Source organism: Nocardioides allogilvus, assembly GCF_003047285.1.
Taxonomy (GTDB): Bacteria; Actinomycetota; Actinomycetes; order Propionibacteriales; family Nocardioidaceae; genus Nocardioides; species Nocardioides allogilvus.
Genome location: NZ_PZYX01000003.1, coordinates 228,096 through 254,435, shown reverse-complemented (window position 1 = coordinate 254,435; position 26,340 = coordinate 228,096). Strand labels below are relative to the sequence as shown.

Here is a 26,340-nt window from a genome sequence, read left to right as displayed (position 1 = left end):
TCTCAGCGCCACATGAGAACCCGCTTATGCGGGGGATCGTCACCTTCCTGGGTGTTGCAACACCCCAGAACCCTCGATTCCCCCGCTTATGCGGGGAATCAGCGAGCCGCCGCCGCGAGCGCCTGCGCGAGGTCGGCGCATAGATCGTCGGCGTCCTCCAGGCCGATCGAGAGCCGCAGCAGGTCGTCGTGGGGCTTGGCCTCGCTGGCCACCGGCCGGTGGGTGAGCGCGGCGGGGTGCTGGACCAGCGAGTCGACGCCGCCCAGGGAGACCGCGTGGGTGAAGAGCGCGACCGCCTCAGTGACGCGGGCGGCTGCGGCGTACCCGCCCTCGACCCGGAACGCGAGCACGGCGCCGGGTCCGCGCATCTGGCGTCCGACCAGGTGCAGCGGGTCGCACTCGGGCAGGCCGGGGAAGAAGACATCGCCGACGCCGGGCTGCTCCGCGAGCCACGTCGCGAGCTTGCTCGCGCCCTCCTGCTGGGCGCGCATGCGCAGCGGCAGGGTGGCCAGCCCGCGGTGCAGCAGGTAGGCGCCCATCGGGTGCAGCAGCGCCCCCGTGACCGCACGCACCCGGCGCAGCGCCCCGGCCCACTGCTCGTCGCAGGCGATGACGCCGCCCATCGCGTCACCGTGGCCGCCGATGTACTTCGTCGCGCTGTGCAGCACGAACGTCGCGCCCAGGGCTGCCGGGTTCTGGAGGACCGGCGTGGCAAAGGTGTTGTCCACCAGCACGGGTACGGCGCCTGCTGCATCGACCACGGCCGCGATGTCGACGAGCTCGAGCGTGGGGTTGGCCGGCGTCTCGAGCACGACGAGACAGGTGTCGGCCCGGACGACCGACGCGACCTCGTCGGCGGTGCAGAAGGTCGTCTCGATGCCGAGCGTGCCCGACGCGAGGAGGTGGTCGGTTCCGCCGTACAACGGGCGGATCGCGACGACGTGGCGGCCGCCGGAGCCGTGCTCGGCGACAGCGGCGAGCACCGCAGCGGTCATGGAGGCCATCCCGGTCGAGAACGCGACGGCCGCCTCGGTCCGCTCGAGGGTCGCGAGACCTTCCTCGAAGCGGGCCACTGTGGGGTTCCAGAGGCGCTGGTAGACCAGCCCGCCCTCCGTGGGACGGCCGCCAGTGGCCATGGACTCGTAGGAGTCCCCGCCCAGCCCGATCGAGGGCAGCGGGTTGGTGGTGGAGAAGTCGAGCGGGAGCGCGTGCACGCCCAGCGCCGAGAGGTCTCCGCGGCCGGCGTGGACGGCTTGGGTGTCGAGGCTGGTCATACGGCCATGGTGGAAGAATCAGCGGGAGAAGGGAATGCAGTTCGCAGAAGCATGCCGAGATCGACGCACACGCCGCAGAATCCGAGGATTTCCGATGCCACGACCCATCCCAGCGACAGAACATGCGGCGCTCGACGCCGTCGACCTGCGCATCCTGTCCGAGCTGACCGAGGACGGCCAGGTCACCAACTCGGCCCTGGCGGCGCGGGTGGGCATCGCCGAGTCGACCTGCCTGGCCCGCGTGCGCTCGTTGCGCGAGCGCGACATCGTGCGCGGCATCCACGCCGACGTCGACCTGGCCACGCTCGGCTTTCCCATCCAGGCCGTGATCAAGGTGCGCCTCGGCAGCCACAACCGCGACCACGTGGCGACGTTCCACCGGGCGCTCCCCGCGATCCCGGGCGTCGTGCGGATCCTGCACGTCGGCGGCGAGGACGACTACCTCCTCCAGGTCGCCGTCGCCTCGACCCAGCAGCTGCGAGACCTCGTGCTCGAGCACATCAACGTGCACCCGATCGTGCGGCACACGGAGACCCAGATCGTCTTCGAGGAGATGGTGGGCGCCGGCGTGCTGTGACGCAGCACCTCTTGCAACTAGTTGCATAGGTCTGGCACGATCCCGACATGGCCCTCGAACACGCGCTCCTCGTCGCGCTCTCCGAGCGCCCGGGATCGGGTCTCGAGCTCGCGGGCCGCTTCGAGAAGTCGATCGGCTTCTTCTGGCATGCCACGCACCAGCAGATCTACCGCGTGCTCGGCCGCATGGAGACCGACGGCTGGCTCAGCGTCGAGACCGTCGCGCAGAGCGGCCGACCCGATCGCAAGGTCTACGCCGTCTCGCCCACGGGGGCGCAGGTGCTCGCCGACTGGCTGGTCGAGCCGCTCCCGATGGAGGCCTTCCGCAGCGACCTCGCGGTCAAGCTCCGCGCTGCGTCGTACGGCGATCGCGCGGCGTTGCTCCGACGGGTGCGCGAGACCCTCGGGGACCACGAGACGCGGCTGGCGCACTACCGCGAGCTGGAGAAGCGCGACTACCCCACCCCGGCCGACCTGGCCGGACCCGAGCTCGACCAGTACCTCGTCCTGCGCGGCGGCATCCGCCTCGAGGAGTTCTGGATCGGCTGGCTCAACGAATACCTGGAGGCCCACGCATGACGCCCTACCCGCATCTCCTCGCCCCGATGACCATCGGCGACCTCACGCTGCGCAACCGCGTCGTGATGGGCTCGATGCACACCGGCCTCGAGGACAAGCCCTGGGACATCGACAAGCTGGCGGCCTACTTCGCCGAGCGCGCGCGGGGCGAGGTCGGGCTGATCATCACCGGCGGCTACGCCCCCAACAAGCGCGGCTGGCTCAAGCCCTTCGCCTCCGAGCTGACCACGCGTCTGCAGGCCGCGCGCCACCACCGGGTGACCGACGCGGTGCACGCCGAGGGCGGCGCGATCGCGATGCAGATCCTGCACGCCGGCCGCTACGGCTACCACCCGCTGAGCGTCAGCGCGTCGGCGAAGAAGTCGCCGATCACGCCGTTCAAGCCCTCCGCCCTCTCGACGAAGGCCGTCGACCGGACAGCGACCGACTTCGCCAAGTCGGTCGCGCTGGCGAAGAAGGCGGGCTACGACGGCGTCGAGATCATGGGCTCCGAGGGCTACCTCATCAACCAGTTCCTCGCCGCCCGCACCAACGAGCGCACCGACGCCTGGGGCGGCAGCGCCGCGAAGCGGATGCGGTTCCCGATCGAGATCGTCCGCCGCTCGCGCGAGCTGGTGGGCGAGGGCTTCCCGATCATCTACCGGATCTCGCTCCTCGACCTCGTCGAGGGCGGCCAGAGCTGGGACGAGGTCGTCGAGCTCGCTGGTGAGCTCGAGGAGGCCGGCGTGAGCGTCTTCAACACCGGCATCGGCTGGCACGAGGCGCGCGTCCCGACGATCATCACCCAGGTCCCGCGCGGCGCCTGGCGCTCGGCGACGGCCCGCCTCAAGGAGGTCGCCGGCGTGCCGGTCTGCGCCTCCAACCGGATCAACTCCCCGGAGATGGCCGAGGACATCCTGGCGTCGGGCGAGGCCGACCTCGTGTCGATGGCCCGGCCGCTGCTCGCCGACCCGGACTTCGTCGCCAAGGCCAGGGACGACCGGGCCAAGGAGATCAACACCTGCATCGCCTGCAACCAGGCCTGCCTCGACCACGTCTTCGCCAACAAGCTGGCCTCCTGCCTGGTCAACCCGCGGGCCGCGCGCGAGACCGAGCTGATCCTGCTGCCGACCCGCACCCGCCAGTCCGTCGCGGTCGTCGGCGCCGGCCCGGCCGGCCTCGCCGCCGCGGTCAACGCCGCGGAGCGCGGCTTCGCGGTCACCCTTTTCGAGCAGGCCAGCGAGATCGGCGGCCAGTTCCGGCTCGCCATGCAGATCCCCGGCAAGGAGGACTTCGCCGAGACGCTGCGCTACTTCGCCGCCCGCCTCGACGCGCTCGACGTCGACGTGCGGCTGTCCACCGCCGCCACCGCCACTTCGCTCGCCGGCTACGACCACACCGTCATCGCCACCGGCGTCGTCCCGCGCATGCCGGCCATCGAGGGCATCGAGCACGCCGTGTCGTACGCCGATGTGCTCTCCGGCAAGGTCGAGGTCGGTCGCCGCGTGGCGGTCATCGGTGCCGGCGGCATCGGCGTCGACATGAGCGTCTTCCTCACCCACGAGGAGGAGAGCCTCGACGAGTGGATGGCGCACTGGGGCGTCGGCGACCCCACGCTGCACGCCGGCGGCCTGACCACCCCGAAGGCCCGCTCCGCCGCACGCGAGGTCACGCTCGTCCAGCGCAAGGAGACGCCGATCGGCATCGGGCTGGGCAAGACGTCCGGCTGGGCCCACCGGGCCGTACTGAAGCAGTCGGGTGTGGCGCAGGTCCGCGGGGCGACGTACGACCGGATCACTCCCGAAGGCCTGCACATCACGGTCGACGGTGAGGCGCGCTTCATCGAGTGCGACGACGTCGTGATCTGCGCAGGTCAGGAGTCGGTACGTGACCTCCACGACGCGGTCGGCGGACACCTCGTCGGTGGGGCCGACGTCGCCGCCGAGCTGGACGCGAAGCGGGCGATCAAGCAGGCCACCGAGGTCGTCGCCGCGCTGTAGGGCCGCGGCGCGCGACTTGTCCACACGGCGGATCCGAGCAATGGTGACGGGGACACATTCTCCATTTCGGAAGGGAGAGCCATGCTTGCTCTCACCGAGAACGTGACCGAGATCGTCAAGCAGCTCGCTGCGGAAGTGCCGGAGATCTCCGGCCTGCGCATCTCTGCTGAGGCCGACGGGCAGTCCCTGTCGGTCAGTCCGGCCGAACAGGCCCAGCAGGACGACCAGGTGGTCGAGCAGGACGGTGCCACCGTCTTCATCGACCCGCCGGCCTCCGAGCTGCTGGCCGACAAGGTCCTGGACGGCGGCGTCGACGAGCAGGGCAACATCCAGTTCGCGCTGGGTCAGCAGACCTGACCCACAGCAACACCGTTGGAGTCCTGGGTCTCGCTGCGAGGCCCAGGACTCCACTCATGTCCGGCCTGCGTCACCGGGTCTACGGTGGCCGCATGCCCACAGATCCGACGCAGGCCCGCGCCGCCCGCTGGGGAGCGCTCGCGCTGATGGCGCGACCGGCCTACATCGCCACCGAGCTGATCACGGCCGCCGCGACGACGGGTGGCTACAGCTTCGTCGCCGACTCGGTGAGCAAGCTGGGCGAGGTCGGGTCGTCCGACGGGTATGCCTCCCCGCGCCACGAGGTGATGAACGGTTCGTTCGTCGGCTTCGGGGTGCTGCTGGCCGGCGGCGCGTGGTTGTCCAACAGGGAGCTCGGGCCGTGGGTCACCGGCCTGCTCGTGGTCTCGGGCGTGAGCTCCGTCGCCACGGGCCTCGCGCCGCTCGACCGCGACGCGACGTTGCATGCCATCGCGGCGACGCCGCTGTTCGTGGCGCAGCCGCTCGCGCTGATGGGCCTCGGGCACCGCCTCCGCCACCGCCAGCCGCGACTCGCCCAGGCCCTGCTCGCGACCGGCGTGGTCACCGCCGCGGGGGCGGTCGGGTTCGTGCTCACCGGGGAGGACGGAGCCGCGGCCGGCGCGCTCGAGCGCCTCGCGCTGTGGCCGGTGCTCTTCGGGCTCGCCGGGTGGGCGTGGAGTCAGCGGCGGGCAGGGTTTCGTGACGGTCGCTGAGCGACCTCCTCAACCGCCGGCCACGGGCGGCAGCGTCACGACCTGGCCCGCATAGCTGAGGCCTGCGCCGAAGGCGATCAGCAGCGCCAGGTCGCCGGGCTTCGCCTCGCCGTTGCGGAGCATCGCCTCGATCGCGAGCGGGACGGAGGCGGCGGAGGTGTTGCCGGAGTCGACGATGTCGGTGGCGACGGCGACGGACTCGGGGAGCTTGATGTTGCGCGACAGGGTCTGGGTGATGCGCAGGTTGGCCTGGTGCGGGATGAAGGCGTCGAGGTCCTCGACGGTGACTCCGGCGCTCGCGAGCGCCTCGTGCGCCACCTCGGCCATCGCGAACGGCGCCCAGCGGAACACCGCCGTACCCTCCATCTGGACGACGGGGGTGTCGGCATGCGCGCCGAGGCAGCTCGGGCTCTGGTTGATCACGTGGGCCTTCGAACCGTCGGACCCCCAGGCCGTCGGGCCGATCCCGGTCGCCTCCGCCGGTCCCACGACCACCGCGCCCGCACCGTCGGCGAAGATGAAGGCCGTGCCCCGATCGGTGGGGTCCATGAAGCGGCTCAGCTGCTCGACCCCGATCACCAGCACGTGGGTCTCGGCTCCCGAACGGACCATCGAGGACGCCAGGTTGAGCGCGTGGCAGAAGCCCGCACAACCCGCCGAGACGTCGAAGGCCCCCGCGGTCGACCCGAGCCGGGTGGCGATCTGCGGCGCCGAGGCGGGCGTGTGCTCCGGGTGGGTCGAGGTCGCAACGATGACGCAGCCGAGCTGGTCGGCACTCACGCCGGAGACGGCCAGCGCGCGTTCGGCGGCGGTGGTCGCCATACCGATCAAGGTCTCCTCCGACCCGGCGAAGCGACGGGTCTTGATCCCGGACCGGGACTGGATCCACTCGTCGTCGGAGTCGAGGACCTCGCAGATCTCGGCGTTGGTGACGACCCGCTCCGGGCGATAGACACCCAGGCCGAGCATCGCCGCGTGCGTGAGTTCGGAGGTCTGCTGGATGGTCATGGTGCGAGCATAGGCACGTCGTCCGACCCGCGGGCTGCCTCGGGCGCGGGAGATTGTTCACCGGATGGCGACCGCGCTGGTCACCCGCGGTCAGGGATGATGGGCGCCATGACCACGAAGATCGCCGTCGCCGGGCTCGGCTATGTCGGGTTGTCCATGGCGTGCCTGCTCGCGCGGCACAACGAGGTCGTGGGCCTCGACCTCGACGAGGCACGCATCGAGCTGCTGCGCTCCGGCGAGAGTCCGATCCACGACGAGGACATCTCGCGCTTCCTCGCCGAGGAGGACCTGACCCTGACGTTCACGACCGACCCGGCGCAGGCCTATGCCGGCGCGGAGTTCGTCATCATCGCGACGCCGACCAACTACGACGAGGTCACCAACTACTTCAACACCGCCTCCGTCGAGGCCGTGATCGCCGACGTGATGCGCCTGGCGCCCGACGCGACGATGGTCATCAAGTCGACGATCCCCGTGGGCTTCGTCGACGACGTGCGCTCGCGTCTCGGCTGCGACAACCTCATCTTCAGCCCGGAGTTCCTGCGCGAGGGCCGCGCTCTGCACGACAACCTCCACCCGTCGCGGATCGTGGTCGGCGAGGACAGCTCGCGGGCCCGCCGCTTCGCCGAGCTGCTGGTGAAGGGCGCCGACGTCGACGACGTGCCGCTCCTGTTCACCGAGCCCACCGAGGCCGAGGCGATCAAGCTCTTCGCCAACACCTATCTCGCGATGCGCGTGGCCTTCTTCAACGAGCTCGACTCCTTCGCCCTCTCGCGCGGGCTCTCCTCCCGCCAGATCATCGACGGCGTCGGCCTCGACCCGCGGATCGGCTCTCACTACAACAACCCGTCCTTCGGCTACGGCGGCTACTGCCTGCCGAAGGACACCCGCCAGCTGCTCGCGAACTACTCCGAGGTCCCGCAGAACCTCATCAACGCGATCATCGACTCCAACACCACCCGCAAGGACTTCGTCGCCTTCGACATCCTCGACCGGCAGCCGAAGGTCGTCGGCATCCACCGGCTGCTGATGAAGGCCGGCTCGGACAACTTCCGCGAGTCCTCGGTGCAGGGGATCATGAAGCGGATCAAGTCCAAGGGCGTCAAGGTCGTCGTCTTCGAGCCCGAGCTCGACGAGGACCAGCTCGACGAGGACGGCAAGTTCTACGGCTCGAAGGTCTACAAGAACCTCGACAAGTTCAAGGCGAAGGCCGACGTGATCGTTGCCAACCGAATGGCGCCCGAGCTCGACGACGTGCGGGACAAGGTCTACACCCGCGACCTCTTCGGCTCGGACTGAGCGAGCTTCCGGGAAATTCATTGACGTAAATGAACTTCGCGAAGTTGCTCAACGATCCAGCGGCCGCTTCAGCTTGCCCTCGTAGCGCGGCACGTCCCGCTCGCTCCGCTGCACCCAGCCGGCGTCTCGTGCGGTCAGCCGGATCATCCCGTACGCCGCCTGCAGCCGCTCGTCGGTGACGTCGGTGTGCGCCCGGCGCACCCGCTCGACCGCGGCCGTGCGCTCGAGCCGGCCCACGCCGTCGATGACCGCGGCCCCGTCGTGGTGCTGCTCCAGGTCGTCCAGCAGCGCCTCGATCGCGTCCGCGGTCGGGGCGTTCGCCACGTCGTCGAGGGTGAGCCGCCACGCGGAGCGGCAGCGCCCGGGCGGCAGCGAGTCGAGCAGCTCGACGCGCTGGTCACCGGCGTAGGTCCGGTGCACGATCCGCTCCTCGAGCTGCGGGTCGCCGAGCGGCGACTGCCGGGCGTCGGTGAGCGCGTCGAACTCACCGAGGACGACCACGCGCAGGTCGTCCAGCGACGAGTCGAGCACGGCGTCCACGACACCGATCACCTCGTCGGCGCCCCGGCCGCGGCTGTCCAGCACGACCTCCAGGAACGGCACGTCGTAGCGCCGCCCGCGGCGGTTGCGCTTGGGCCGCATGGTCGGCACGAGGTTGGCGAGGAAGGCGTCGTTGTAGCGGTTGATCTGGTCGCGGTGCTCCATGACGTGGGTGCGCCCGAGGTGCCAGGCGCGCGACGCGTGCTCCGGGATGAGCACTCCCCCCGCCTCGGCCAGCCGGTGCCCGAGCTCCATGTCCTCCCCGAGGCGCAGGCTCGTCGCCATACCGCCCGAGGTGTCGTAGAGCTCGCGCGTCAACGAGCCGGTCGCCCCCACGTGGGCGCGGAAGGCGCGCGGTCCGGCGAGGGTCAGGTCGTCGGTGCGCCGCCACATCCCCTCGACCCACTTGTGGGTCTCCTCCGCGTCCCAGTCCCAGGTGGTGGCGATCTCGTCGGACGCCACCGCGCTCTTGATGTCACCAGCGGATCGTCCCGCCAGCGGCGCGGGGTCGACGAACCGCTTGGTGCCGAGCACGACGGCGTAGTCGATCTCGTGGTGCCAGCGCAGCTGCGCCTCGAGGTGCTCGCGGAACGTGAGCATGTCGGCGTCGAGCCACTGGATGACGTCGCCGTCGCTGGCCAGCGCGCCGGTGTGGCAGGCGTTGGCGCGCCCCCAGCCCTCGGTGACCCGGACGATCCTGGTGTTGTCGGGGCGGACCTCGGGCAGCGTCACCGGGGTCGGGTTGCCGTCGTCGACCACGATGACCTCGACGAGGTGGGCCGGATAGGTCTGGGCAGCGAGGCCGGCGAGCACCAGCGGCAGCGTCGACTCGGCGTCCCAGGTCGGGATGACGACGCTGACGCTCAGGGTCGGCGTCCAAGCGCCGAGCTCGCGCGTCGGCAGCGCCTGCCACTCGTTGCGGCGGATGAGGGGCTGGCTCATGGCAGGTCACCCTCCTCGACCACGAGCTCGGGCGGGGCGTGGAAGCCCGGCCACTCGCGCTCGAGGATCTCGGGCCGCCGGAAGGACTCGGGGTCCGACTGCCAAGTGTGCCCGCTCGCCGTACGGCGCAGGACGTAGCCGAGGCCGTGGGTGCGGTAGATCCGGCCGCCGCTCGCCTCGACCGCGTTGAGCAGTTGCGCGTCGACGAAGCGGCGGACGCGGCGGAAGCCGCCCACGCTGCGCAGGACCCGGCGGTCGACCATGATCGTGCCGCCGGCGACGAAACGGTTGAAGACCTCCGTCGGGTGGTTGCGGCGGGCCGTGACACCCAGCTCCTCGAGGAAGACGAACTCGCTGGGCATGCCCACCACCTCGGCGCCGGTGTAGCGGCGGGCGAGGAGCAGGTCGTGGACGGCGTGCGGGGAGTACCAGTCGTCGTCGTCGACCTTCAGCAGGACGTCGCCGTCGGCGACGGTCGCGGCGTCGTCGAGCACGTCGCCGAAGAACGCGTCCTTCGCGTGCGGTCGTACGACGACGTCGTGCCCGCCCAGCCTGGCGCGGACCTCGTCCTCGGAGACCGTCCAGCCATGGGTGCCAAGGACGACCTGCAGCTCGACGTCCTGCTGGCGGGCGAGCTGGCGCATCGCGAAGTCGAGCTGGTGCGGGCGCATGGTGGCGAGCAGGACGCTGACCCTCGGCTGGTCGACGATCCGGACGCCGGCCCGGGCCGCGAGGCCGCGACGCCAGGCGAGGGTGGAGTGGGTGTCGAGGGCCGCACGCCGGCTCGTGACGCTGTGCTGCTCGCGGGCGAGCGGGTCGTCGAGGTCGGGCGTATGCGCGAGGGCGTCGGCGAGCTTCGTGCTCAGCTGGGGGTTGGTGCCGGTCGCGAGCAGCGGGACGCCGGCCATCGCCAGACCGGCGACAGTGCGCGGGTCCGCCGTCGTCAGGTCGACCCGCAGGCCCTGGACGCCGCGGAGGGCCTCGATCGCCTGCTCGGTCAGGGGTTGTCCGGCAGGCAGGTCGCGGACGGGCTCGTCGAAGTCCTTGCGCCAGCCGCGGGGATTGACGACGTGCTCGTCGATGGGCTCGAGACCGGAGTCGGTGACGACGAGCGGGGCGCGGTCGATGACGTGGTGGACCTCGGGCTCGCCCGGGGTGGCGCTGATGACGACGTCCGGCGGCACGTCCCGCTCCGCGTCACCCGCAGCGGCGGCCGTCTCGAACAGCGGAGCGCGTACGTCGAGGCCCGCCGCGGCAGTCCGGCCGGCGTAGCCGACGACGAGACCGCCGTGCCCGCGGTCGCCGTCGGCCGCCTGCCGGGCGCACTCGACGAGCACCTGGTGGGCGGGGACGGGCTGGGCGAAACGGAGGACCGTGAGCACGCCGCGGGGGGTCTCGCGCGCCATCAGGCTGGTGATCGCCGGCCACTCGGGTCGCGGATGCACGACGAGGGGGGCCGTGGCGTCGGTCAGCCAGATCGCGACGACCCGGGTCTGGCCCACGCGCGGGAGGGCGGAGGCCCGGGCGCGGAGCGTGGCCCGGTCGGCCGTCATCCACAGGACCGACTTCCAGCCGCGGCCGATGTCGGTGGCCCCTGCCAGGGTCGTGAACGTGGCCCCGGCCGGGGCCAGCTCGGCGGACGACTCGTCGTCGCCGATCACCAGCAGCGGCTCGGGAGAGGTGAAGCCATCGAGGGGATGAGTCACGAAGGAGCTCCCGTGCGGGGGGCCCGTTCCCGCAGCGACGCGGGTAGTGAGTGCTTGACGAGGGGCCGCGGTTGCTGCCGCAGCCAGGTCCGGGTCACGTGGTCGATGATGTGGACGCCGGCCGGGGCGTCCACGCGGACCAGGCCGCCGAGCTCCTCGGCTCGGCCCGAGCGGATGGCCTCGTCGACCTCGAACTCGCGCAGCTTGCGGTAGAGCCGGGTGTTGGTGAAGTCCACCCCGTCCTTGCGCCAGTGGGCGTACTCGTCGGCGTCGAGCCACTTGACCTCCACGCACAGACCTTGCTGGAGGACGAGGCGCTCCGTGGCGGCCGGGAACTCACGCAGCTCCCAGTCGAAGGCCTTCACGAAGGTGAAGTCCGGGCCCATGGGATAGACCCACGGCTCCAGGAAGCGCAGCGAGAGGTCGAGCCAGCCGGTCGACTCGTCGACCACGGTCAGCGGGTGCCGCGGCATCGCGACGATGGTCTGCGTCGACTCCAGCTGCCAGGACAGGTCACGCAGGATGCCCGTGCCCTCGGGCGTCAGCACCATGTCGCCGTCCCACTTCATCGAGTAGGTGGTGCGGACCTGGCTGAAGCACCAGTTGTAGAAGTGCGTCAGCGAGTGGACGCTGGTGGCGGGCGTGGCGAGGTGCTCACCGCCGGCGCGCGCGACACGGTGCGGATAGCTCAGGCCGGTGAACCGCTCGGTCGCGCCGCAGTCGGCCGCGATCTTCCGGGCGACGTCGAGGGTGCCGTCGTCGGACCCGTTGTCGACCAGGAGCACGTGCTGGACGGCGGCGAGGATCGGCGGCAGGACCCAGGGCAGGTTGCGGGCCTCGTTCTTCACCCGGAAGACGCAGGTGAGTCCGGGCGCGAGACGCTCACCGCTGCTCCACGGCCACGTGACGTCGTAGTCGGGCAGGCCCTCGAGCGAGGGGATGTCCGGGACAGACATCAGTCCTCCCGGCCGCGTTGCCTGTTGAGCGCCTTGCGCAGGCCGCGGCGGGCACTCTCGGGCACCATCGCCCGGACGGCGTGCGGCACCCGGTCGGCGCGGCGGCCGGCCGGCGCGGGTCCCGGGCGGGTGGCGCCGGCTGCCTCGAGCTCGCGACGGGTCGCGATCGAGCCCTCACGGCGCGCGGCGAGCGTCGTCGAGTGAGCGAAGGCCTCCGCGTCGGCGTACATCTCGTCATAGGCGACCCGGAGCTGGTCGCTGTGGGCGTGCGCCTCGGCGGTGTCGCCGCCCTCGGTGGCCAGGCCATCGAGCGTCTGCCAGGTCTCCTCGGCGAGGTCGCGCAGCGATGCCGGCACCTCGACGTCGTCCCAGGTGAGCGTGACCCGGCGCAGCGACGGGTCGATGAACTTGTGCACCTGCGCGATGTCGCCGGCCATCGCCGTCTTGACGGAGTGCAGGTCGAAGGCCTCGCCCAGTGCGAACACCGGCTGGGTCCAGTCGGCCAGCAGGTCGGCGTACCGCACGAACCGGCGGGCCTCGCCGCGCGTCGCGCGCTCGGTGTGCAGCATCATGTTGACCCAGGCAGCGGTGCGGGTGACATCGCCCTGGCGCTGGTCGTAGTACTTCTTCTTGGAGCCGACGACCTCGGTCGGCGGGCGCAGCATGGTGACGAAGGACGACGTCGCGTCGCAGCGCTCGGCGCTGGCGCGCCACAGGCCCATGAACCAGGCCGCGCGCGGGTCCTTGATCACGAGCTCGTCGCCACCGGCGGCGAACTGCGACTCCAGCCAGCTGATCACCCGCTCGCGGGTGGCGTGGTCGGCGCTGAGCTTGCCGGCCTCGAGCCAGGCCCGGGGCCGGGCGTCGGAGACCTGCACGCCGGACCGGCCGAGCAGCTCTTGGTGGAGGTCGACGACCCACTGCGGCTCACCGAAGCCCTTGGGGTTGGTCGAGTCGGCGACGACCTCCGGCTGCGGGACGTGCAGGCCGAGCGTCTGGAGGGTGCCGCTCATGGTGCTCGTGCCACTGCGGCCCGAACCGACCACGAACACGACCCGGCGATTCGACATGCTCCGCAGCCTATCGGCGCGACCCGACGGTTCAGGCCTCGACCTGCGCCTGGGAGGCGATCAGGCCGGCATACCAGTCGAACGACTTCTTCGGCGTCCGCTGGAGCGTCTCGAAGTCGACATGGACCAGGCCGTACGGCGCCGTGAGCCCCTCGGCCCACTCGAAGTTGTCCAGCAGCGACCAGCAGTAGTAGCCGCGCACGTCGACGCCGCGCTCGATGGCCTGCTGCACCGCACGCAGGTGCGCGTCGAGGTAGTCGATGCGGGGCTGGTCGTCGACCGTGCCGTCCGCATCGGGCGCGACGTCGTAGGCGGCGCCGGACTCGGTGACGATGATCGGCGGCAGCGCGGCGCGGTAGCGGGCGCGGAACATGATCAGCCACTCGCGCAACGCGTCCGGCACGACCGGCCAGCCGCGGTCGGTGACCGGGTAGCCGACGACGTCGCGGAACTCGAAGGGCATCTCCGCGTCCTCGGGAGCGGCGGCCACGCGCATCGGGTTGTAGTAGTTGACGCCGTAGAAGTCGAGCGGCTGGCGGATCGTCGCCATGTCCCCCGGCTCGGGGAGACCGTCGAGGAGCGGCAGCAGGTCGGCGGGATAGCGCCCGAGCAGCATCGGCTCGAGGAACATCCCGTTCCACAGCGCGTCGAAGAGCTTGCTCGCGCCCACGTCGGCATCGTCGTCGGAGGCCGGCCACACCGGGGCGTGATTGTTGGCGCAGCCGACACTCGTCGCGCCGTGCCGGCGCAGCTCGATGACGGCCCGCCCGTGCGCGAGCAGGAGGTGGTGCGAGGCCCACAGGGCGTCGAACATCAGGGTCCGGCCGGGCGCGTGCGTCCCCACGGCATAGCCGAGGAACGAGGCGACATTGGGCTCGTTGATCGGGATCCAGTGCTCGACCCGGTCGGCGAAGTGCTCGGCCACGATGGCGGCGTAGTCGGCGAAGCACTCGACGGTCCCGCGGTTGAGCCAGCCCCCGTCGTCCTCGAGCGCCTGCGGCAGGTCCCAGTGGTAGAGCGTCACCATCGGCTGGATGCCGTTCGCCAGCAGCGTGTCGATCAGCCGGTCGTAGAACGCCAGCCCCAGCTCATTGACCGGGCCACGACCGGTCGGCTGGATCCGCGGCCAGCTCAGCGACAGCCGGTAGGTCGTGGTGCCGAGGCGCTTCATCAGCGCGATGTCTTCCTCGAAGCGGTGGTAGTGGTCGCACGCGACGGCCCCGGAGCTGCCATCGACGATGCGGCCCTCCTGCGCGGCGAACGTGTCCCAGATGCTGGGGCCCCGGCCGTCCTCGTCCACCGCACCCTCGACCTGGTAGGCCGCCGTGCTGGTCCCGAACCGGAATCCGGGGGGAAGCTGGGGGAAGTCGTTCACGTTCGCGAAGATATCTGCATGACCCTCTCCGTGTACGCCGGATCGAACAGGTTCATCACAACCGCTGACGGACGGGTGACCCGACACTCCTTCTCCTTCGGCGAGCACTACGACCCGGCCAACCTCGGCTTCGGGCCGATGATCTGCCACAACGACGACCTGCTCGACCCCGCCGCCGGCTACCCCGACCACCCCCACACCGACCTCGAGATCGTCACCTGGGTGCTCGACGGTGTCCTGCTCCACACCGACGACGCGGGCAACACCGACGAGCTGCGGCCCGGGGACGTCCAGGTCATGAGCGCCGGCTCCGGGATCCGGCACGCCGAGATGGCCGACGCGGCCAGCGGTCCCACGCGGTTCATCCAGACCTGGGTCAGGCCGGACGAGTCTGGTACGCCGCCGCGCTGGCGCTCGGAGCACGTCGACCCGGGCACGGGGCTGACCACGGTCGTGGGCCCCGGTGCCCTCGACATCGGCACCCACGGCGCGTCGCTGCGGATCGCGCGGCTGGCGCCGGGAGCGATTGTCGAGCTGCCCGACGCCGCGCACCAGCACGTCTTCGTCGCGGTCGGCGGCGGACGGCTGGCGGACCAGTCGGTCGATGACCGGGAGCTGGGGTCCGGTGACGCCGTACGCCTGACGGATCAGCTCGGCGCGACCTTCGAGGCGAAGGCCGACACCGAGCTGCTCGTCTGGGACTTCAGGCGATGACGGTGAGCGCTCCCGGGCGCACCGAGATCGCTGCCGGCGCCTGGTCGGGCGTGGGCAGCACGCCGAGCGCCTCGCCGTCGCCACCCATCGGAACGGGCCGACGCGACGTGGCCGAGAGGGTGATCTCCCGGCCGGTGAAGACGTGCACCTGGTCGTTGTCGACGTGCTCGCCCTGGTAGACCTTCGGCAGTGAGCGCATCAGTCCGCGCCGGGATGCAGCCTCGATCACGATGATGTCGAGCAGCCCGTCGTCGAGCACCGCGGCGGGGGCGATCTTCATGCCCTTGCCGTAGTAGGCCGAGTTGGCGACCACAACCGTGGCGCCCTCGAAGACGTGGGACGCGCCGTCGATCGTCAGCTGGTAGGTCGCCGGGGTGTAGGTCGCCAGCGCCCGCAGCGCTGCGAGCGGGTACTGCGCCACCTTGGGGACGAAGCGCGCGTGGTCGACGATCTCAGCGGCCCGCGCGTCGAGCCCGGCATAGACCGAGCCCGCCACGAGGCGGTCGCCGAAGGCGATCAGGTCGATCGAGCGCGGCGTGCCGGTGAGCAGCACGTCGGCCTGGGCCAGCGGGTCGGCGGGCAGGCCGAGCATCCGGGCGAAGTCGTTGCCGCGGCCGGCCGGCACGATCCCGAGCGTGCCACCGGCCCGGGAGACTGCCCCGGCGATCGACGAGAGCATCCCGTCGCCACCGACCGACACCACGACGTCGCCGCGGGCGACAGCCTCGCCGACCAGCGTCGTGGTCGCCTCGATGCCGGGCGAGTAGGTCACCTCGACGCTCGCGCCCTGGTCACGGAGACGGCGGGCGACGGGGACGACAGCCTCGGGGGCGGCGCCACCGCCGGAGGCCGGGTTGACCAGGAAGCAGAAGGAGGCCGGAGCGTCCGTCATGGGATCAGCACTCCCGGGTTGAGGATGCCGGACGGGTCGAGCGAGGCCTTGACCGCGCGCAGCGTCTGCACGCCCACCGGGCCGATCTCGCGCTCGAACCACGGCTTGTGGTCGGTGCCGACCGCGTGGTGGTGGGTGATGGTGGCGCCCGCGTCGATCATCGCGTCGGACGCGGCGCTCTTGGCCGCGGCCCACTGGGCCAGCGGGTCCTCCTTCTCCTTGGTCGCCACCGTGAAGTAGAGCGAGCAGCCGGTCTCGTAGACGTGCGAGATGTGGCAGAGCACGATCGAGCCCTCGCCGAGCGAGGTCTCGAGGGCGGTCTTCACGTCGGCGTACAGCCGCTCGCGGTTGGACCAGAACGTCGCCGTCTCCAGCGTCTCGACGAGCACGCCGAGGTCGAGCAGCGAGTCGCGGAGGTAAGGCGCGTTGAAGCGACCGTGTGCCCACTTCTGCCCGGGCTCCTCGCCGAGGTCGGTGCCGCCGAGCTCGGTCAGGATCGCGGTGACGGCCGCACGCTTGGCGTCGACGGCGGACTGGGTGCCCTCGAAGCCGGTGATCATCATGCAGCCGGCGTCGCCCGCGCCGCCGATGGCGGACGGGTCGGCGAGGTTGATCGCGGTCTCGGCCTCGTCGGAGAGGCGGATCACGGTGGGGAGCAGGCCGGCCTGGGCGAGGGTGCGCATGGCCGTGGCGCCGGCAGCGAAGGAGGGCCAGCGCCAGCCGACGTACTCCTTCACGGCGGGCAGCTCACGCACGCGCACGGTGACCGCGGAGATGACGCCGAACGCGCCCTCGGAGCCGAGGAACAGCTGGCGAAGGTCGGGGCCGGCTGCGTTGGCCGGGGCCGAGCCGACGGTGATGGTGCCCGACGGGGTCACGACGGTCATGGCGACCACGACCGCGTCGAAGCGGCCGTAGCCGGCGCTGGACTGGCCGCTGGACCGGGTGGCCGCGAAGCCGCCGATCGTGGCGAACTCGAAGGACTGCGGGTAGTGGCCCAGGGTCACGCCCTCCTCGGCGAGCAGCGCCTCGGCCTCGGGGCCCCGCAGGCCGGGCTCGAGGGTGGCGGTCATCGACTCCTTGTCGACGGAGAGCAGGCTCTTCATCCGCACGAGGTCCAGGCTCACGACTCCGGCGTACGCCGCACGCGCAGCGACGAGGCCACCGGTGACCGACGTGCCGCCACCGAAGGGGACGACCGCGAGGTTGTGGGCGACGGCCACGGCGAGCAGCGCCTCGATCTCGGCCTGGTCGACGGGGCGGACGACCACGTCGGGGGCGTCCGACAGGTCGCCGGCGCGGGCCTTGAGCAGGTCGGGCGTCGACTTGCCGCGGGTGCGGACGGCCCGGACGGCGTCGTCGACGATCACCTGGTCGGCACCGACGACGGCCTCGAGCGCGGCGAGCGCCTCGGACCCGATGACGGAGGCCGGCGGGGTCGCGCCGGAGACGGCCGGGGACTCGTTGATCCCGAAGGCGAACTCGATCAGTCCGCGCGCTTCTTCAGGCACGGAGGTGGCGGCCGCGGGGTCTCCCCAGCGCTGAGCATGCATCTCGATCTGTTCGGTCATGTGTTACAGTGTGACACATGACGTCACTTCGTCACAATGACCCCGCCAAAAGTTCTCCGACCGACGCCTATCTCGATGCGGCCCGCGACTGCATCCTCGACGTGGGCTGGCGCCGCACGACCCTCACCGAGGTCGCGCGCCGAGCTGGTGTGTCGCGGATGACCATCTACCGGTCCTGGCCCGACATGGAGAAGCTCCTCGGCGACCTGATGACCCGCGAGTGGGCCACGGTCGTCAGCGCCGGCGACCCCCATGCCGACATCATCGACCGGGTCGTCACCACGGTCCGCGCACTGCGCGACAACGAGCTGTTCGTGCGGATCGTCGAGCTCGACCCCGAGCTGCTCCTCCCCTATCTCCTCAACCGGCGCGGCCGCTCCCAGGACCTCATCCTCGAGGTCATCGAGCGCACGATCGCCGATGGCCAGGCCGCCGGCATGATCCGCTCCGGCAACCCGAAGGTGATGGCCCGCAGCCTGGTGCTCGCCGCCCACGGGTTCGTGTTCAGCGGTCACACGATGGTCGACGACGACGTGACCGAGGACGACCTCGCCGCCGAGGCCCGCATCCTCATCGAAAGGGTGCTGGCGCCATGAGCACGACCGAGCGCCGCATCTCCCACGGCACCGCCGACCTGCCCGACCACGTCGACGTGCTGGTCATCGGCCTGGGCATCACCGGCGTCGGCGTCGCCCTCGACGCCGTCACCCGCGGCCTGAGCACCCTCGCCGTCGACGCCCACGACCTCGCCTTCGGCACGTCGCGCTGGTCCTCCAAGCTCGTGCACGGCGGCCTGCGCTACCTCGCGAAGGCCCAGGTCGGCGTCGCCCACGAGAGCGCCGTCGAGCGCGGCATCTTGATGCAGGTCACCGCCCCCCACCTGACCAGCGCGATGCCGATGCTGGTGCCGCTGATGTCGAGCGTCTCCACCTTCGCCGCCACCCTCACGCGCGGCGGCTTCTGGGCCGGGGACATGCTGCGGCGTACGGCGCGGACCTCCGCCCAGACACTGCCCAAGCCGCGCAGGATCTCCGCCACCGAGACCCTCCGCCTCGCGCCGGGCCTCCGCACCGACGGCCTGCGCGGCGGGCTGCTGTCGTGGGACGGCCAGCTCGAGGACGACGCCCGCCTCGTCACCACGGTCGCGCGCACCGCGGCGGCCCGCGGCGCCCACATCCGCACCCGTGCCCGCGTGCTCAGCGCGACCGGCACCAGCGTCGAGCTGCGCGACGAGCTGACCGGCGAGACCCGCACGATCACCGCCGGGACCGTCATCAACGCGACCGGCGTCTGGGCCGGCGAGCTGGTCGACGAGATCACCCTGCGCCCGAGTCGCGGCACCCACCTCGTGCTCCGCGGCTCGACCCTGCCGCGACTGCGGGTCACGGTCACCGCGCCCGTCCCCGGCTCGACGAGCCGCTTCGTCATGGTCATTCCCCAGCCCGACGACACGATCTACGTCGGCCTCACCGACGAGCCCGTCGACGGCGACATCCCCGACGTGCCCACACCGTCCGAGGCCGAGATCGGCTTCCTGCTCGACGTGGCCTCGGCCGCGCTGGCCCAGCCGCTGCGCCGCAGCGACGTCGTCGGCGCCTTCGCCGGCCTGCGGCCGCTGATCGACGCGGGCGACGGCTCGACCGCCGACATCTCGCGCAAGCACGCGGTCCTCACCAGCAAGACCGGGGTGATCACCATCGTCGGCGGCAAGCTCACGACCTATCGCCGGATGGCGCAGGACGCCGTCGACGCCGCGGTCGAGGCCGCCGGGCTCGTCGCAGGACCCTGCGTCACGGCCAGCACCCCGCTGCTCGGCGCTGCGTCACGCGCGGAGCTCGCCCGCCTCGAGGAGCCTGCCCGGCTCGTACGCCGCTTCGGCACCGACGCAGGTCTCGTGCTCGACAACGCGCGCGCCGTCAGTGGCCTGTCCGACGAGGAGCTCCTCGCCCCGGCGACCGACCTGGTCCCGGTGACCCTGGCCGAGCTGATCTTCGGGGTCACGCACGAAGGTGCCGTGGACGTGGACGACCTACTCGACCGCCGTACCCGCGTCGGCCTGGTCCCGGCTGATCGCGAGCTGCTCGTGCCGCTCGCCGCCCGGGCGCTCGAGCTGGCGCGGACCTCGCACTAGCGCGACGACGGCGGCGAGGGCCGCCAGCCCGAGCAGCACCATCGGCGGGGGCGGCAGCAGGAGCACGCTGAGCGCCACCGCCGGCACCAGCACGACGGCCAGCAGCAGCGCTGTCCGCGGGTCCTCGACCAGCCCGGGCGCGCGGCGCCTCACGAGCAGCACCAGCGCACCGAGGCCGACGAGCATCAGCGCCATCATCAGGCTCATGCCCTGGTAGAGGTCCCAGTAGGAGCGCTCCATCCCGGCGACCGGGATCGAGGTCGCGGCCATCAGCGCCCGCACCTCGCGCTCCTCCGGTGACGGCGTCGCGCTGCTGCCGATCGCCACGAGCGTGGTGTGCCCGGCGCCGGTGATGACGAGGAGCCAGCCGATCAGGGCGGTGCAGGTCGAACGGAGGGTGCGCGTGGTCATCGGATCTCCTGGGGTCGGGGTGGTGGTGACTCTATAGATGTAGAGTCACCACCACAACTCTACGGCGGTAGAGTGCGGCGCATGGAGCAGGACCGTCGTCAGTTCATCGCCCGTACGGCGCTGCAGGTGCTGTCCACTGCAGGCGCCCGCGGGCTGACGCACCGGGCGGTGGACACCGCCGCGGCCGTCCCCGCCGGCTCGACGTCCTACTACTTCCGCACGCGCGCGGCCCTGCTGGGCGCCTGCCTCGACGACCTCGTCGCCCAGGACCACGTCGACCTCGACGTCATGGCGCCGCTCGTGGCCGCGGCCGACGCCGACACGATGGCCGCCGCCCTGGCCGACCTGCTCGAGCGCTGGCTGACGAGCGGGCGCGAGCGCCACATCGCGCGCTACGAGCTGTCGATGGAGGCGCTGCGGCGGCCCGACCTCGCCGACCGGTTGCATGCCGGCGGACTGACGATCCGCAACCGCGTGGGCGAGGCGCTGGCCGCCATGGGCGCGGACGACGCGACCGCCCGGGCCCACTGGCTGGTCGCGGCCCTGGACGGGATCCTGTTCGACCGACTGGTCGGGGCCAACGCCGCTGCGTCGGTCGACCACGCAGACCTCGTGTCGGTCGCGCAGCGCCTCACCGCTGGTGCACTGGCACCTCGGCCCTGACTAGGTCGCCGGCAGGGCGACGTACGTCGTGTCGAGGTATTCCTCGATGCCCTCGAAACCGCCCTCGCGGCCGAACCCGCTCGCCTTCACGCCGCCGAAGGGAGCCGCCGGGTTGGAGACCAGGCCGGTGTTGATGCCGACCATGCCGAACTCGAGGCGCTCGGCCAGCCGCAGGGTGCGGTCGAGGTCGCGGGTGTAGGCGTAGGAGGCGAGACCGTACTCAGTGCCGTTGGCGGCCGCGACCGCCTCGTCCTCGGTGGTGAAGGTGGTGATCGGCGCGACCGGGCCGAAGACCTCGACGACGTTGATCTGCGCCTCGGGGGGCACGTCGACGAGGACCGTCGGCGGGTAGAAGTGACCGGCCCCGGCCGGGCGCCCAGCGCCGACGACCACCTTCGCGCCGTCGTGGATGGCGTCGGTGACGAGCTGGCTGACCGAGTCGACGGCGTCGGAGTCGATGAGCGGGCCGACCTGCACGCCGTCGTCCTGGCCGCGCCCGACGCGCAGCGCGCCCATCCGCTCGCCCAGCTTGGTGGCGAACTCCTCGGCGACGTCGGCGTGGATGAGGAACCGGTTGGCCGCGGTGCACGCCTCGCCCATGTTGCGCATCTTGGCCAGCATCGCGCCCTCGACCGCGGCATCGAGGTCGGCGTCGGCGAAGACCAGGAAGGGGGCGTTGCCGCCGAGCTCCATGCTCACGCGCTGGAGGTTCTCGGCCGACTGCTTGACCAGCAGCTTGCCGACCGCGGTCGAGCCGGTGAAGCTCACCTTGCGCAGCCGGTCGTCGGCCATCAGCGCGCCGACGACCGGGCCCGGGTCGGTGGTCGGGATGACGTTGAGGACCCCCGCGGGCAGCCCGACCTCGTCGAGCAGCGCAGCGAGCTTGAGCATCGTCAGCGGTGTCTGTGAGGCAGGCTTGACGATCATCGTGCAGCCCGCCGCGATCGCCGGACCGATCTTGCGGGTGCCCATCGCGATCGGGAAGTTCCAAGGGGTGACGAACAGGCACGGCCCGACCGGCCGCTTGGCGGTCAGCAGTCGGCTCTTGCCGTCGGGCGCGGACATCCAGCGACCGTGGATCCGCACCGCCTCCTCGGAGAACCAGCGGAAGAACTCCGCTCCGTAGGCCACCTCGCCGGCCGCCTCGGCCAGCGGCTTGCCCATCTCCAGGCTGATGACGCGGGCGAACTCGTCCTGGCGCTCCATGATCAGCTCGTACGCCGATCGCAGCAGCTCGCCACGGTCGCGGGGCGCTGTCGCCGCCCACGCGGCCTGGGCCGCGACCGCCGCGTCCAGCGCGTCCGCGGCGTCGGCCTCACCCGCGTCGGCGACCTTCGCGAGGGTGCTCCCGTCGGCGGGATCCTCGACGTCGAACCGGGCGCCGTCATTGGCCTCGCGCCACTCGCCGTCGATGAACAAAAGCTCAGGCAGCTGCTCCATGCGGCCCATCATGGCACCGCCCTCCCCACCCCGACAGGGAGCGCTCAGTGACGGCCGGATGTCAGGCGAACGACGAAATCGCGCAAGTGGTCCTCACCACCCAGGCTGTTTCGCTCGATCTCAAGACACCTCGTTCGGCGAGGTGAGAAGGTTCCTCTCGCGCGCCCCTTGCTGACCCCATGCAGCAAGGGGCGTGCACCCATTTCCCCGCATGCCCCCCGGCAGCCTTGTCAGCGCAGGGGTGGAGCGGCCCGGCCGGATCGGCCCGCGCATCGTCACTCCGGGTGGAGCGAACAGGCCGATTTCGGCGATCTCTTGGCGTTCTGGTGGGGATGCGGTACCTTGGGTGAACAGAAAGTGAACAGGAGATGTCACATGAGGGACACCACGATGACCAGCGGGCTCGTCTGCACGTGGGTGGCGGTCGCCGACCAGGCCGGCCGCACGCACATGGAGGCACGCTGGAGTCAGCCCCGAGCTGCCGCCGCGCGCGCTGCCTGACACCCACCCTGCTTCGTGAGCCGTGACCCGTCGGGTCGCGGCTCGCTTCCATTTCGGGGTGCCTGTCGCCGTACGGAGAAATTTTCTCCAGACGTTGGGGAATACCTGACGAGCAAGTATGTTGAAAGTTGTACTACCTGCTCATCAACCCAAGGAGAAACCCCATGTCGCAGTTCGACGCCCCCACCACCGCCATCGCCGACATCGCCGGCGACTACGCCCTCGACACCTCGCACTCGCGCCTGGGCTTCGTCGCTCGTCACGCGATGGTGACCAAGGTCCGCGGCCAGTTCGGCGCCTTCGAGGGCACGGCCAACATCGACACGGCGACCCCCGCCAACTCCAAGGTCGACCTGACCATCGACGTCACCTCGGTCGAGACCGGCAACGCCGACCGCGACGGTCACCTCAAGTCCGGCGACTTCTTCGACATCGAGACCTACCCGTCGATCCGCTTCGTCTCCACCGACGTCACGCGCAACGGTGACGACTGGACCATCACCGGCGACCTGACCATCAAGGACGTCACCAAGTCCGTCGCGATCGACTTCGAGCAGACCGGCTCGGCGATCGACCCCTTCGGCAACACCCGCGTCGGCTTCGAGGGTGAGACCACCGTCAACCGCAAGGACTTCGGCCTCGTCTGGAACGCCGCCCTCGAGACCGGTGGCGTGCTCGTGTCGGAGAAGGTCAAGCTCGAGTTCGACATCTCGGCGATCAAGTCCGCCTGATCCACCCCGCCGACTCCCGGGTCGGCGTGAACACGAAGAAGCCCCGCCACGTCAGTGGCGGGGCTTCTTCGTTGCGCAGTCGGTGGTGCCGACTCGGTCAGCTCTTGTGGCGCGGCTTCTTGTCGCCGTACGACGAGGAGCGGGCCTGGCTGCGGGCAGCCGGTGCGCCGCCGTCCTGTCGGATCTCGATCAGCTTGCCGGAGATGCGGGTGCCGGCCAGGCGGTCGAGGGTGCCTGGCGGCAGGTCGCGCGGCAGCTCGACTAGCGAGAAGTCGGGACGGATGTCGATGTGCCCGAAGTCCTGGCGCGAGAGGCCACCCTCGTTGGCGAGCGCGCCGACGATCTGGCGGGGCTCGACCTTGTGGCGCTTGCCGACCGCGAGGCGGTAGGAGGCCATCTCGACGTCGGTACGACCGCGGGGGCGACGCTCGGGCTTCTTGCCGCCGCCACGCTCGGGGCGCTGCTCGCGGGTGTCGAAGTCGCGACGGGCGGGCTCGCGCTCCGGCTCCATGTAGAGCGGGTGGTCACCGTGCATGACCGCCGCGAGGGCAGCCGCCACGTCGACCTCGGGCACGTCGTGCTCGGAGATGTAGTGGGCGACGATGTCGCGGAAGAAGTCGAGCTTGTCGCCGGCCAGCGCCGCGGTGATCGCGTCGTCGAAGCGGTTGAGCCGCGTCGAGTTGATGTCCTCGATCGTCGGGATCTGCATCTGGGTCAGCGGCTGGCGCGTGGCCTTCTCGATCGCGCGCAGCAGGTGCTTCTCACGCGGCGTCACGAAGGCGATCGAGTCGCCCGAGCGACCGGCGCGACCGGTGCGGCCGATCCGGTGGACGTAGGACTCGGTGTCGGTGGGGATGTCGTAGTTGACGACGTGGCTGATCCGCTCGACGTCGAGGCCGCGGGCCGCGACGTCGGTGGCGACCAGGATGTCGAGCTTGCCCGACTTGAGCTGGTTGACGGTGCGCTCGCGCTGGACCTGCGGCACGTCACCGTTGATCGCCATGGCCGAGAAGCCGCGAGCCCGGAGCTTCTCCGCGAGCAGCTCGGTCTCGTTCTTGGTGCGGACGAAGACGATCATGCCCTCGAAGTTCTCGACCTCGAGGATGCGGGTGAGCGCGTCGACCTTCTGCGGGTAGGAGCAGATGAGGTAGCGCTGGGTGATCGTGGACGACGTCGTCGTCTTGTTCTTGACGGTGATCTCGACCGGGTCGTGGAGGTACTTCTTGGAGATCCGGCGGATCTGGCTGGGCATCGTCGCCGAGAACAGCGCGACGTGCTTGTCGTCGGGGGTGTCGGACAGGATCGTCTCGACGTCCTCGGCGAAGCCCATCTTCAGCATCTCGTCGGCCTCGTCGAGCACCAGGAAGCGCAGCGCCGACAGGTCGAGCGTGCCCTTCTCGAGGTGGTCCATGATCCGGCCGGGGGTGCCGACGACGATGTGGACGCCGCGACGCAGCGCGGACAGCTGGACGCCGTAGCCCTGGCCGCCGTAGATCGGCAGGACGTGGACGCCCTTCATGTGCGCGGCGTACTTCTCGAACGCCTCGGAGACCTGCAGCGCGAGCTCGCGGGTGGGCGCGAGCACGAGCGCCTGCGGCGTCTTCTGCGTGAGGTCGAGCTGGGACAGGATCGGGAGCGCGAAGGCGGCGGTCTTGCCCGTGCCGGTCTGCGCGAGGCCCACCACGTGGCGGCCCTCGAGGAGCGGCGGGATGGTCTGGGCCTGGATCGCGGACGGGGATTCGTAGCCCACGTCGGCGAGCGCCTTCATCACCTGCGGGGACAGCCCGAGGTCGGCGAAGGTCAGCTGGGGGGCGTCGTTGGCGTCGGGACTGTCGGTCTGGGGAAGGTCACTCACCCTGCAACGGTAGTGGTTATCACGCCCAGTGGCTGCTTCGTCGCCGGGGCGATTCCCATCACTGTGGCGAAAACCGGGCGACAGGCACCGCCGACGGCTCCACAATCGGTTCATGTCCGGAGTCCAGACCGCCCTCCCCGAGGGCCTCACCACGCGCCCGCTGGAGACGTCCGAGTCCCGCGCCCTCTTCGACCTCATCGCCGCCCAGGAGCAGCACGACACCGGGTCGGTCGACATCGAGGAGGCCGATCTGATCAGTGACTGGGCGCTGCCGGGCTATGACCTCGCGGCGTCGTCGATCGGGGTGTACGCCGATGGCAACCTCGTCGCCTATGCCGAGCACATGAGGAACGACCGCGTCGACGCGGCCGTCCACCCCGACCACCGGGGCCGCGGGATCGGCACCTGGCTGGCGGCCTGGCTGCGCTCGCACGCGAAGTCGCGCGGCGCCACGCTGATCGGCATGCCGGTGCCGGAGGGTTCGGCCGGCGACCGGTTGATGGCCGACCTCGGCTATCGCATCCGCTGGACGAGCTGGATCCTCGAGCTGCCTGAAGGCACGGAGATCGAGCACCGCGACCTGCCGGCGGGACACGCTGTCGGCCAGGCCCGGGCGGAGGACCTCGTCGCGCTGCACGACGTGCTGGAGGACGCGTTCCTCGAGTGGTCCGAGCGCGAGCGGGAGACCTTCGAGGCGTTCACCGCGATGGTGCTCCAGCGTCCGGGATACGAGCCCTGGAACGCCCGCGTCGTGACGGACGCGGCCGGCGAGGTCGTCGCTGCGGCGATCGTGTTCCTGTCCGAGAACGGGACGGCGTACATCTCGAGGCTCGGGACCCGCAAGGACCAGCGCAACCGTGGCCTCGCCCAGGCGCTGCTCGTCGACTCGTTCGCCGCCGGGCGCGCCCACGGCGCGACGACCTCCGAGCTGAGCACCGACTCGCGCACCGGCGCGCTCGGGCTCTACGAGAAGGTCGGCATGGTGACGACCGGCGTGTGGGTCAACCGCTGCGTGGAGCTCTGACCTCCGCCGGTTGAGCAGCGGCCTTGATCTCGA

25 protein-coding genes are annotated in these 26,340 nt (G+C 71.0%); 13 read left to right on the top strand and 12 right to left on the bottom strand.

What is annotated here, in order from left to right; translation table 11 throughout:
• Nucleotides 1-98: 98 nt before the first annotated feature.
• The gene (locus C9J87_RS07710; RefSeq protein WP_107705160.1) at nt 99-1,274 is read right to left on the bottom strand and encodes a trans-sulfuration enzyme family protein; all 1,176 of its coding nucleotides are present in this window, start codon (nt 1,272-1,274) and stop codon (nt 99-101) included.
• Nucleotides 1,275-1,368: 94 nt separating this feature from the next.
• Between C9J87_RS07710 and C9J87_RS07705 the strand changes: the two genes are divergently transcribed.
• The 5 genes from C9J87_RS07705 to C9J87_RS07685 all read left to right on the top strand — a co-directional run bounded on the left by C9J87_RS07705 (nt 1,369) and on the right by C9J87_RS07685 (nt 5,478).
• Complete coding sequence (locus C9J87_RS07705) at nt 1,369-1,851, top strand: Lrp/AsnC family transcriptional regulator (protein ID WP_107705159.1); 483 nt, start codon at nt 1,369-1,371, stop codon at nt 1,849-1,851.
• 47 nt (nt 1,852-1,898) lie between these two features.
• Entirely contained in the window at nt 1,899-2,429 is a 531-nt protein-coding gene (locus C9J87_RS07700; RefSeq protein ID WP_107705158.1) for a PadR family transcriptional regulator, read from the top strand.
• Nucleotides 2,426-4,408, top strand: coding sequence for an NADPH-dependent 2,4-dienoyl-CoA reductase (locus C9J87_RS07695; RefSeq protein ID WP_107705157.1), 1,983 nt, complete (start codon nt 2,426-2,428; stop codon nt 4,406-4,408). The genes C9J87_RS07700 and C9J87_RS07695 overlap by 4 nt, the downstream gene beginning before the upstream one ends.
• A gap of 81 nt (nt 4,409-4,489) precedes the next feature.
• Entirely contained in the window at nt 4,490-4,765 is a 276-nt protein-coding gene (locus C9J87_RS07690; protein ID WP_010834467.1) for an iron-sulfur cluster assembly accessory protein, read from the top strand.
• 92 nt (nt 4,766-4,857) lie between these two features.
• A complete protein-coding gene (locus C9J87_RS07685; protein WP_157953143.1) occupies nt 4,858-5,478 on the top strand; it encodes a DUF998 domain-containing protein in 621 nt (206 codons plus the stop codon).
• A gap of 9 nt (nt 5,479-5,487) precedes the next feature.
• Here C9J87_RS07685 and C9J87_RS07680 read toward each other — a convergent pair whose 3' ends face one another.
• Nucleotides 5,488-6,486, bottom strand: a complete 999-nt coding sequence (locus tag C9J87_RS07680) for a beta-ketoacyl-ACP synthase III (RefSeq protein ID WP_010834470.1) — start codon at nt 6,484-6,486, stop codon at nt 5,488-5,490.
• Between the two features lie 108 nt (nt 6,487-6,594).
• Between C9J87_RS07680 and C9J87_RS07675 the strand changes: the two genes are divergently transcribed.
• A complete protein-coding gene (locus C9J87_RS07675; RefSeq protein ID WP_232819943.1) occupies nt 6,595-7,785 on the top strand; it encodes a nucleotide sugar dehydrogenase in 1,191 nt (396 codons plus the stop codon).
• A 48-nt stretch (nt 7,786-7,833) separates the two neighbouring features.
• Here the strand turns inward: C9J87_RS07675 and C9J87_RS07670 are convergent, their stop codons facing one another.
• The 5 genes from C9J87_RS07670 to C9J87_RS07650 are packed head-to-tail and all read right to left on the bottom strand — an operon-like array spanning nt 7,834 to nt 14,374.
• Entirely contained in the window at nt 7,834-9,267 is a 1,434-nt protein-coding gene (locus C9J87_RS07670; RefSeq protein ID WP_107705154.1) for a glycosyltransferase, read from the bottom strand.
• Complete coding sequence (locus tag C9J87_RS07665) at nt 9,264-10,973, bottom strand: hypothetical protein (protein WP_107705153.1); 1,710 nt, start codon at nt 10,971-10,973, stop codon at nt 9,264-9,266. The genes C9J87_RS07670 and C9J87_RS07665 overlap by 4 nt, the downstream gene beginning before the upstream one ends.
• A complete protein-coding gene (locus C9J87_RS07660) occupies nt 10,970-11,929 on the bottom strand; it encodes a glycosyltransferase family 2 protein (RefSeq protein WP_107705152.1) in 960 nt (319 codons plus the stop codon). The genes C9J87_RS07665 and C9J87_RS07660 overlap by 4 nt, the downstream gene beginning before the upstream one ends.
• Complete coding sequence (locus C9J87_RS07655; RefSeq protein ID WP_107705151.1) at nt 11,929-12,999, bottom strand: sulfotransferase family protein; 1,071 nt, start codon at nt 12,997-12,999, stop codon at nt 11,929-11,931. Before C9J87_RS07655 ends, C9J87_RS07660 begins: the two co-directional genes overlap by 1 nt.
• A 31-nt stretch (nt 13,000-13,030) precedes the next feature.
• Complete coding sequence (locus C9J87_RS07650) at nt 13,031-14,374, bottom strand: GH1 family beta-glucosidase (RefSeq protein WP_107705150.1); 1,344 nt, start codon at nt 14,372-14,374, stop codon at nt 13,031-13,033.
• 18 nt (nt 14,375-14,392) lie between these two features.
• Between C9J87_RS07650 and C9J87_RS07645 the strand changes: the two genes are divergently transcribed.
• Nucleotides 14,393-15,088 (top strand): pirin family protein, encoded by a 696-nt coding sequence (locus C9J87_RS07645; RefSeq protein WP_107705149.1) that lies wholly within the window; start codon nt 14,393-14,395, stop codon nt 15,086-15,088.
• Here the strand turns inward: C9J87_RS07645 and C9J87_RS07640 are convergent.
• Nucleotides 15,078-15,980, bottom strand: coding sequence for a diacylglycerol/lipid kinase family protein (locus tag C9J87_RS07640; RefSeq protein WP_107705148.1), 903 nt, complete (start codon nt 15,978-15,980; stop codon nt 15,078-15,080). The two genes, C9J87_RS07645 and C9J87_RS07640, sit on opposite strands and share 11 nt — an antisense overlap.
• Nucleotides 15,977-17,551, bottom strand: a complete 1,575-nt coding sequence (locus C9J87_RS07635) for an FAD-binding oxidoreductase (RefSeq protein WP_232819941.1) — start codon at nt 17,549-17,551, stop codon at nt 15,977-15,979. The genes C9J87_RS07640 and C9J87_RS07635 overlap by 4 nt, the downstream gene beginning before the upstream one ends.
• A 17-nt stretch (nt 17,552-17,568) precedes the next feature.
• Here C9J87_RS07635 and C9J87_RS07630 point away from each other — a divergent pair, with 17 nt between their 5' ends.
• Together C9J87_RS07630 and C9J87_RS07625 are read left to right on the top strand one after the other, a co-directional pair.
• Nucleotides 17,569-18,147 (top strand): TetR/AcrR family transcriptional regulator, encoded by a 579-nt coding sequence (locus tag C9J87_RS07630; protein ID WP_107705147.1) that lies wholly within the window; start codon nt 17,569-17,571, stop codon nt 18,145-18,147.
• A complete protein-coding gene (locus tag C9J87_RS07625) occupies nt 18,144-19,682 on the top strand; it encodes a glycerol-3-phosphate dehydrogenase/oxidase (RefSeq protein ID WP_107705146.1) in 1,539 nt (512 codons plus the stop codon). Before C9J87_RS07630 ends, C9J87_RS07625 begins: the two co-directional genes overlap by 4 nt.
• Here the strand turns inward: C9J87_RS07625 and C9J87_RS07620 are convergent.
• The gene (locus C9J87_RS07620; RefSeq protein WP_107705145.1) at nt 19,581-20,093 is read right to left on the bottom strand and encodes an LIC_13387 family protein; all 513 of its coding nucleotides are present in this window, start codon (nt 20,091-20,093) and stop codon (nt 19,581-19,583) included. The two genes, C9J87_RS07625 and C9J87_RS07620, sit on opposite strands and share 102 nt — an antisense overlap.
• An 81-nt stretch (nt 20,094-20,174) precedes the next feature.
• On the opposite strand from C9J87_RS07620, the gene C9J87_RS07615 reads away from it, so the two are divergent.
• On the top strand, nt 20,175-20,756 hold the full coding sequence (locus tag C9J87_RS07615) for a TetR/AcrR family transcriptional regulator (RefSeq protein ID WP_010834482.1): 582 nt from the start codon (nt 20,175-20,177) through the stop codon (nt 20,754-20,756).
• On the opposite strand, the gene C9J87_RS07610 is transcribed toward C9J87_RS07615, so the two are convergent.
• Complete coding sequence (locus C9J87_RS07610; RefSeq protein ID WP_232819940.1) at nt 20,757-22,196, bottom strand: NAD-dependent succinate-semialdehyde dehydrogenase; 1,440 nt, start codon at nt 22,194-22,196, stop codon at nt 20,757-20,759.
• A 375-nt stretch (nt 22,197-22,571) separates the two neighbouring features.
• Between C9J87_RS07610 and C9J87_RS20420 the strand changes: the two genes are divergently transcribed.
• On the top strand, nt 22,572-22,697 hold the full coding sequence (locus C9J87_RS20420) for a hypothetical protein (protein WP_269801727.1): 126 nt from the start codon (nt 22,572-22,574) through the stop codon (nt 22,695-22,697).
• Between the two features lie 164 nt (nt 22,698-22,861).
• On the top strand, nt 22,862-23,428 hold the full coding sequence (locus C9J87_RS07605) for a YceI family protein (protein ID WP_051204260.1): 567 nt from the start codon (nt 22,862-22,864) through the stop codon (nt 23,426-23,428).
• Nucleotides 23,429-23,525: 97 nt separating this feature from the next.
• Here C9J87_RS07605 and C9J87_RS07600 read toward each other — a convergent pair whose 3' ends face one another.
• Nucleotides 23,526-25,283 (bottom strand): DEAD/DEAH box helicase, encoded by a 1,758-nt coding sequence (locus C9J87_RS07600; protein ID WP_010834485.1) that lies wholly within the window; start codon nt 25,281-25,283, stop codon nt 23,526-23,528.
• A gap of 112 nt (nt 25,284-25,395) precedes the next feature.
• Here C9J87_RS07600 and C9J87_RS07595 point away from each other — a divergent pair, with 112 nt between their 5' ends.
• Complete coding sequence (locus tag C9J87_RS07595) at nt 25,396-26,307, top strand: GNAT family N-acetyltransferase (RefSeq protein WP_010834486.1); 912 nt, start codon at nt 25,396-25,398, stop codon at nt 26,305-26,307.
• The last annotated feature ends 33 nt before the right edge of the window (nt 26,308-26,340 follow it).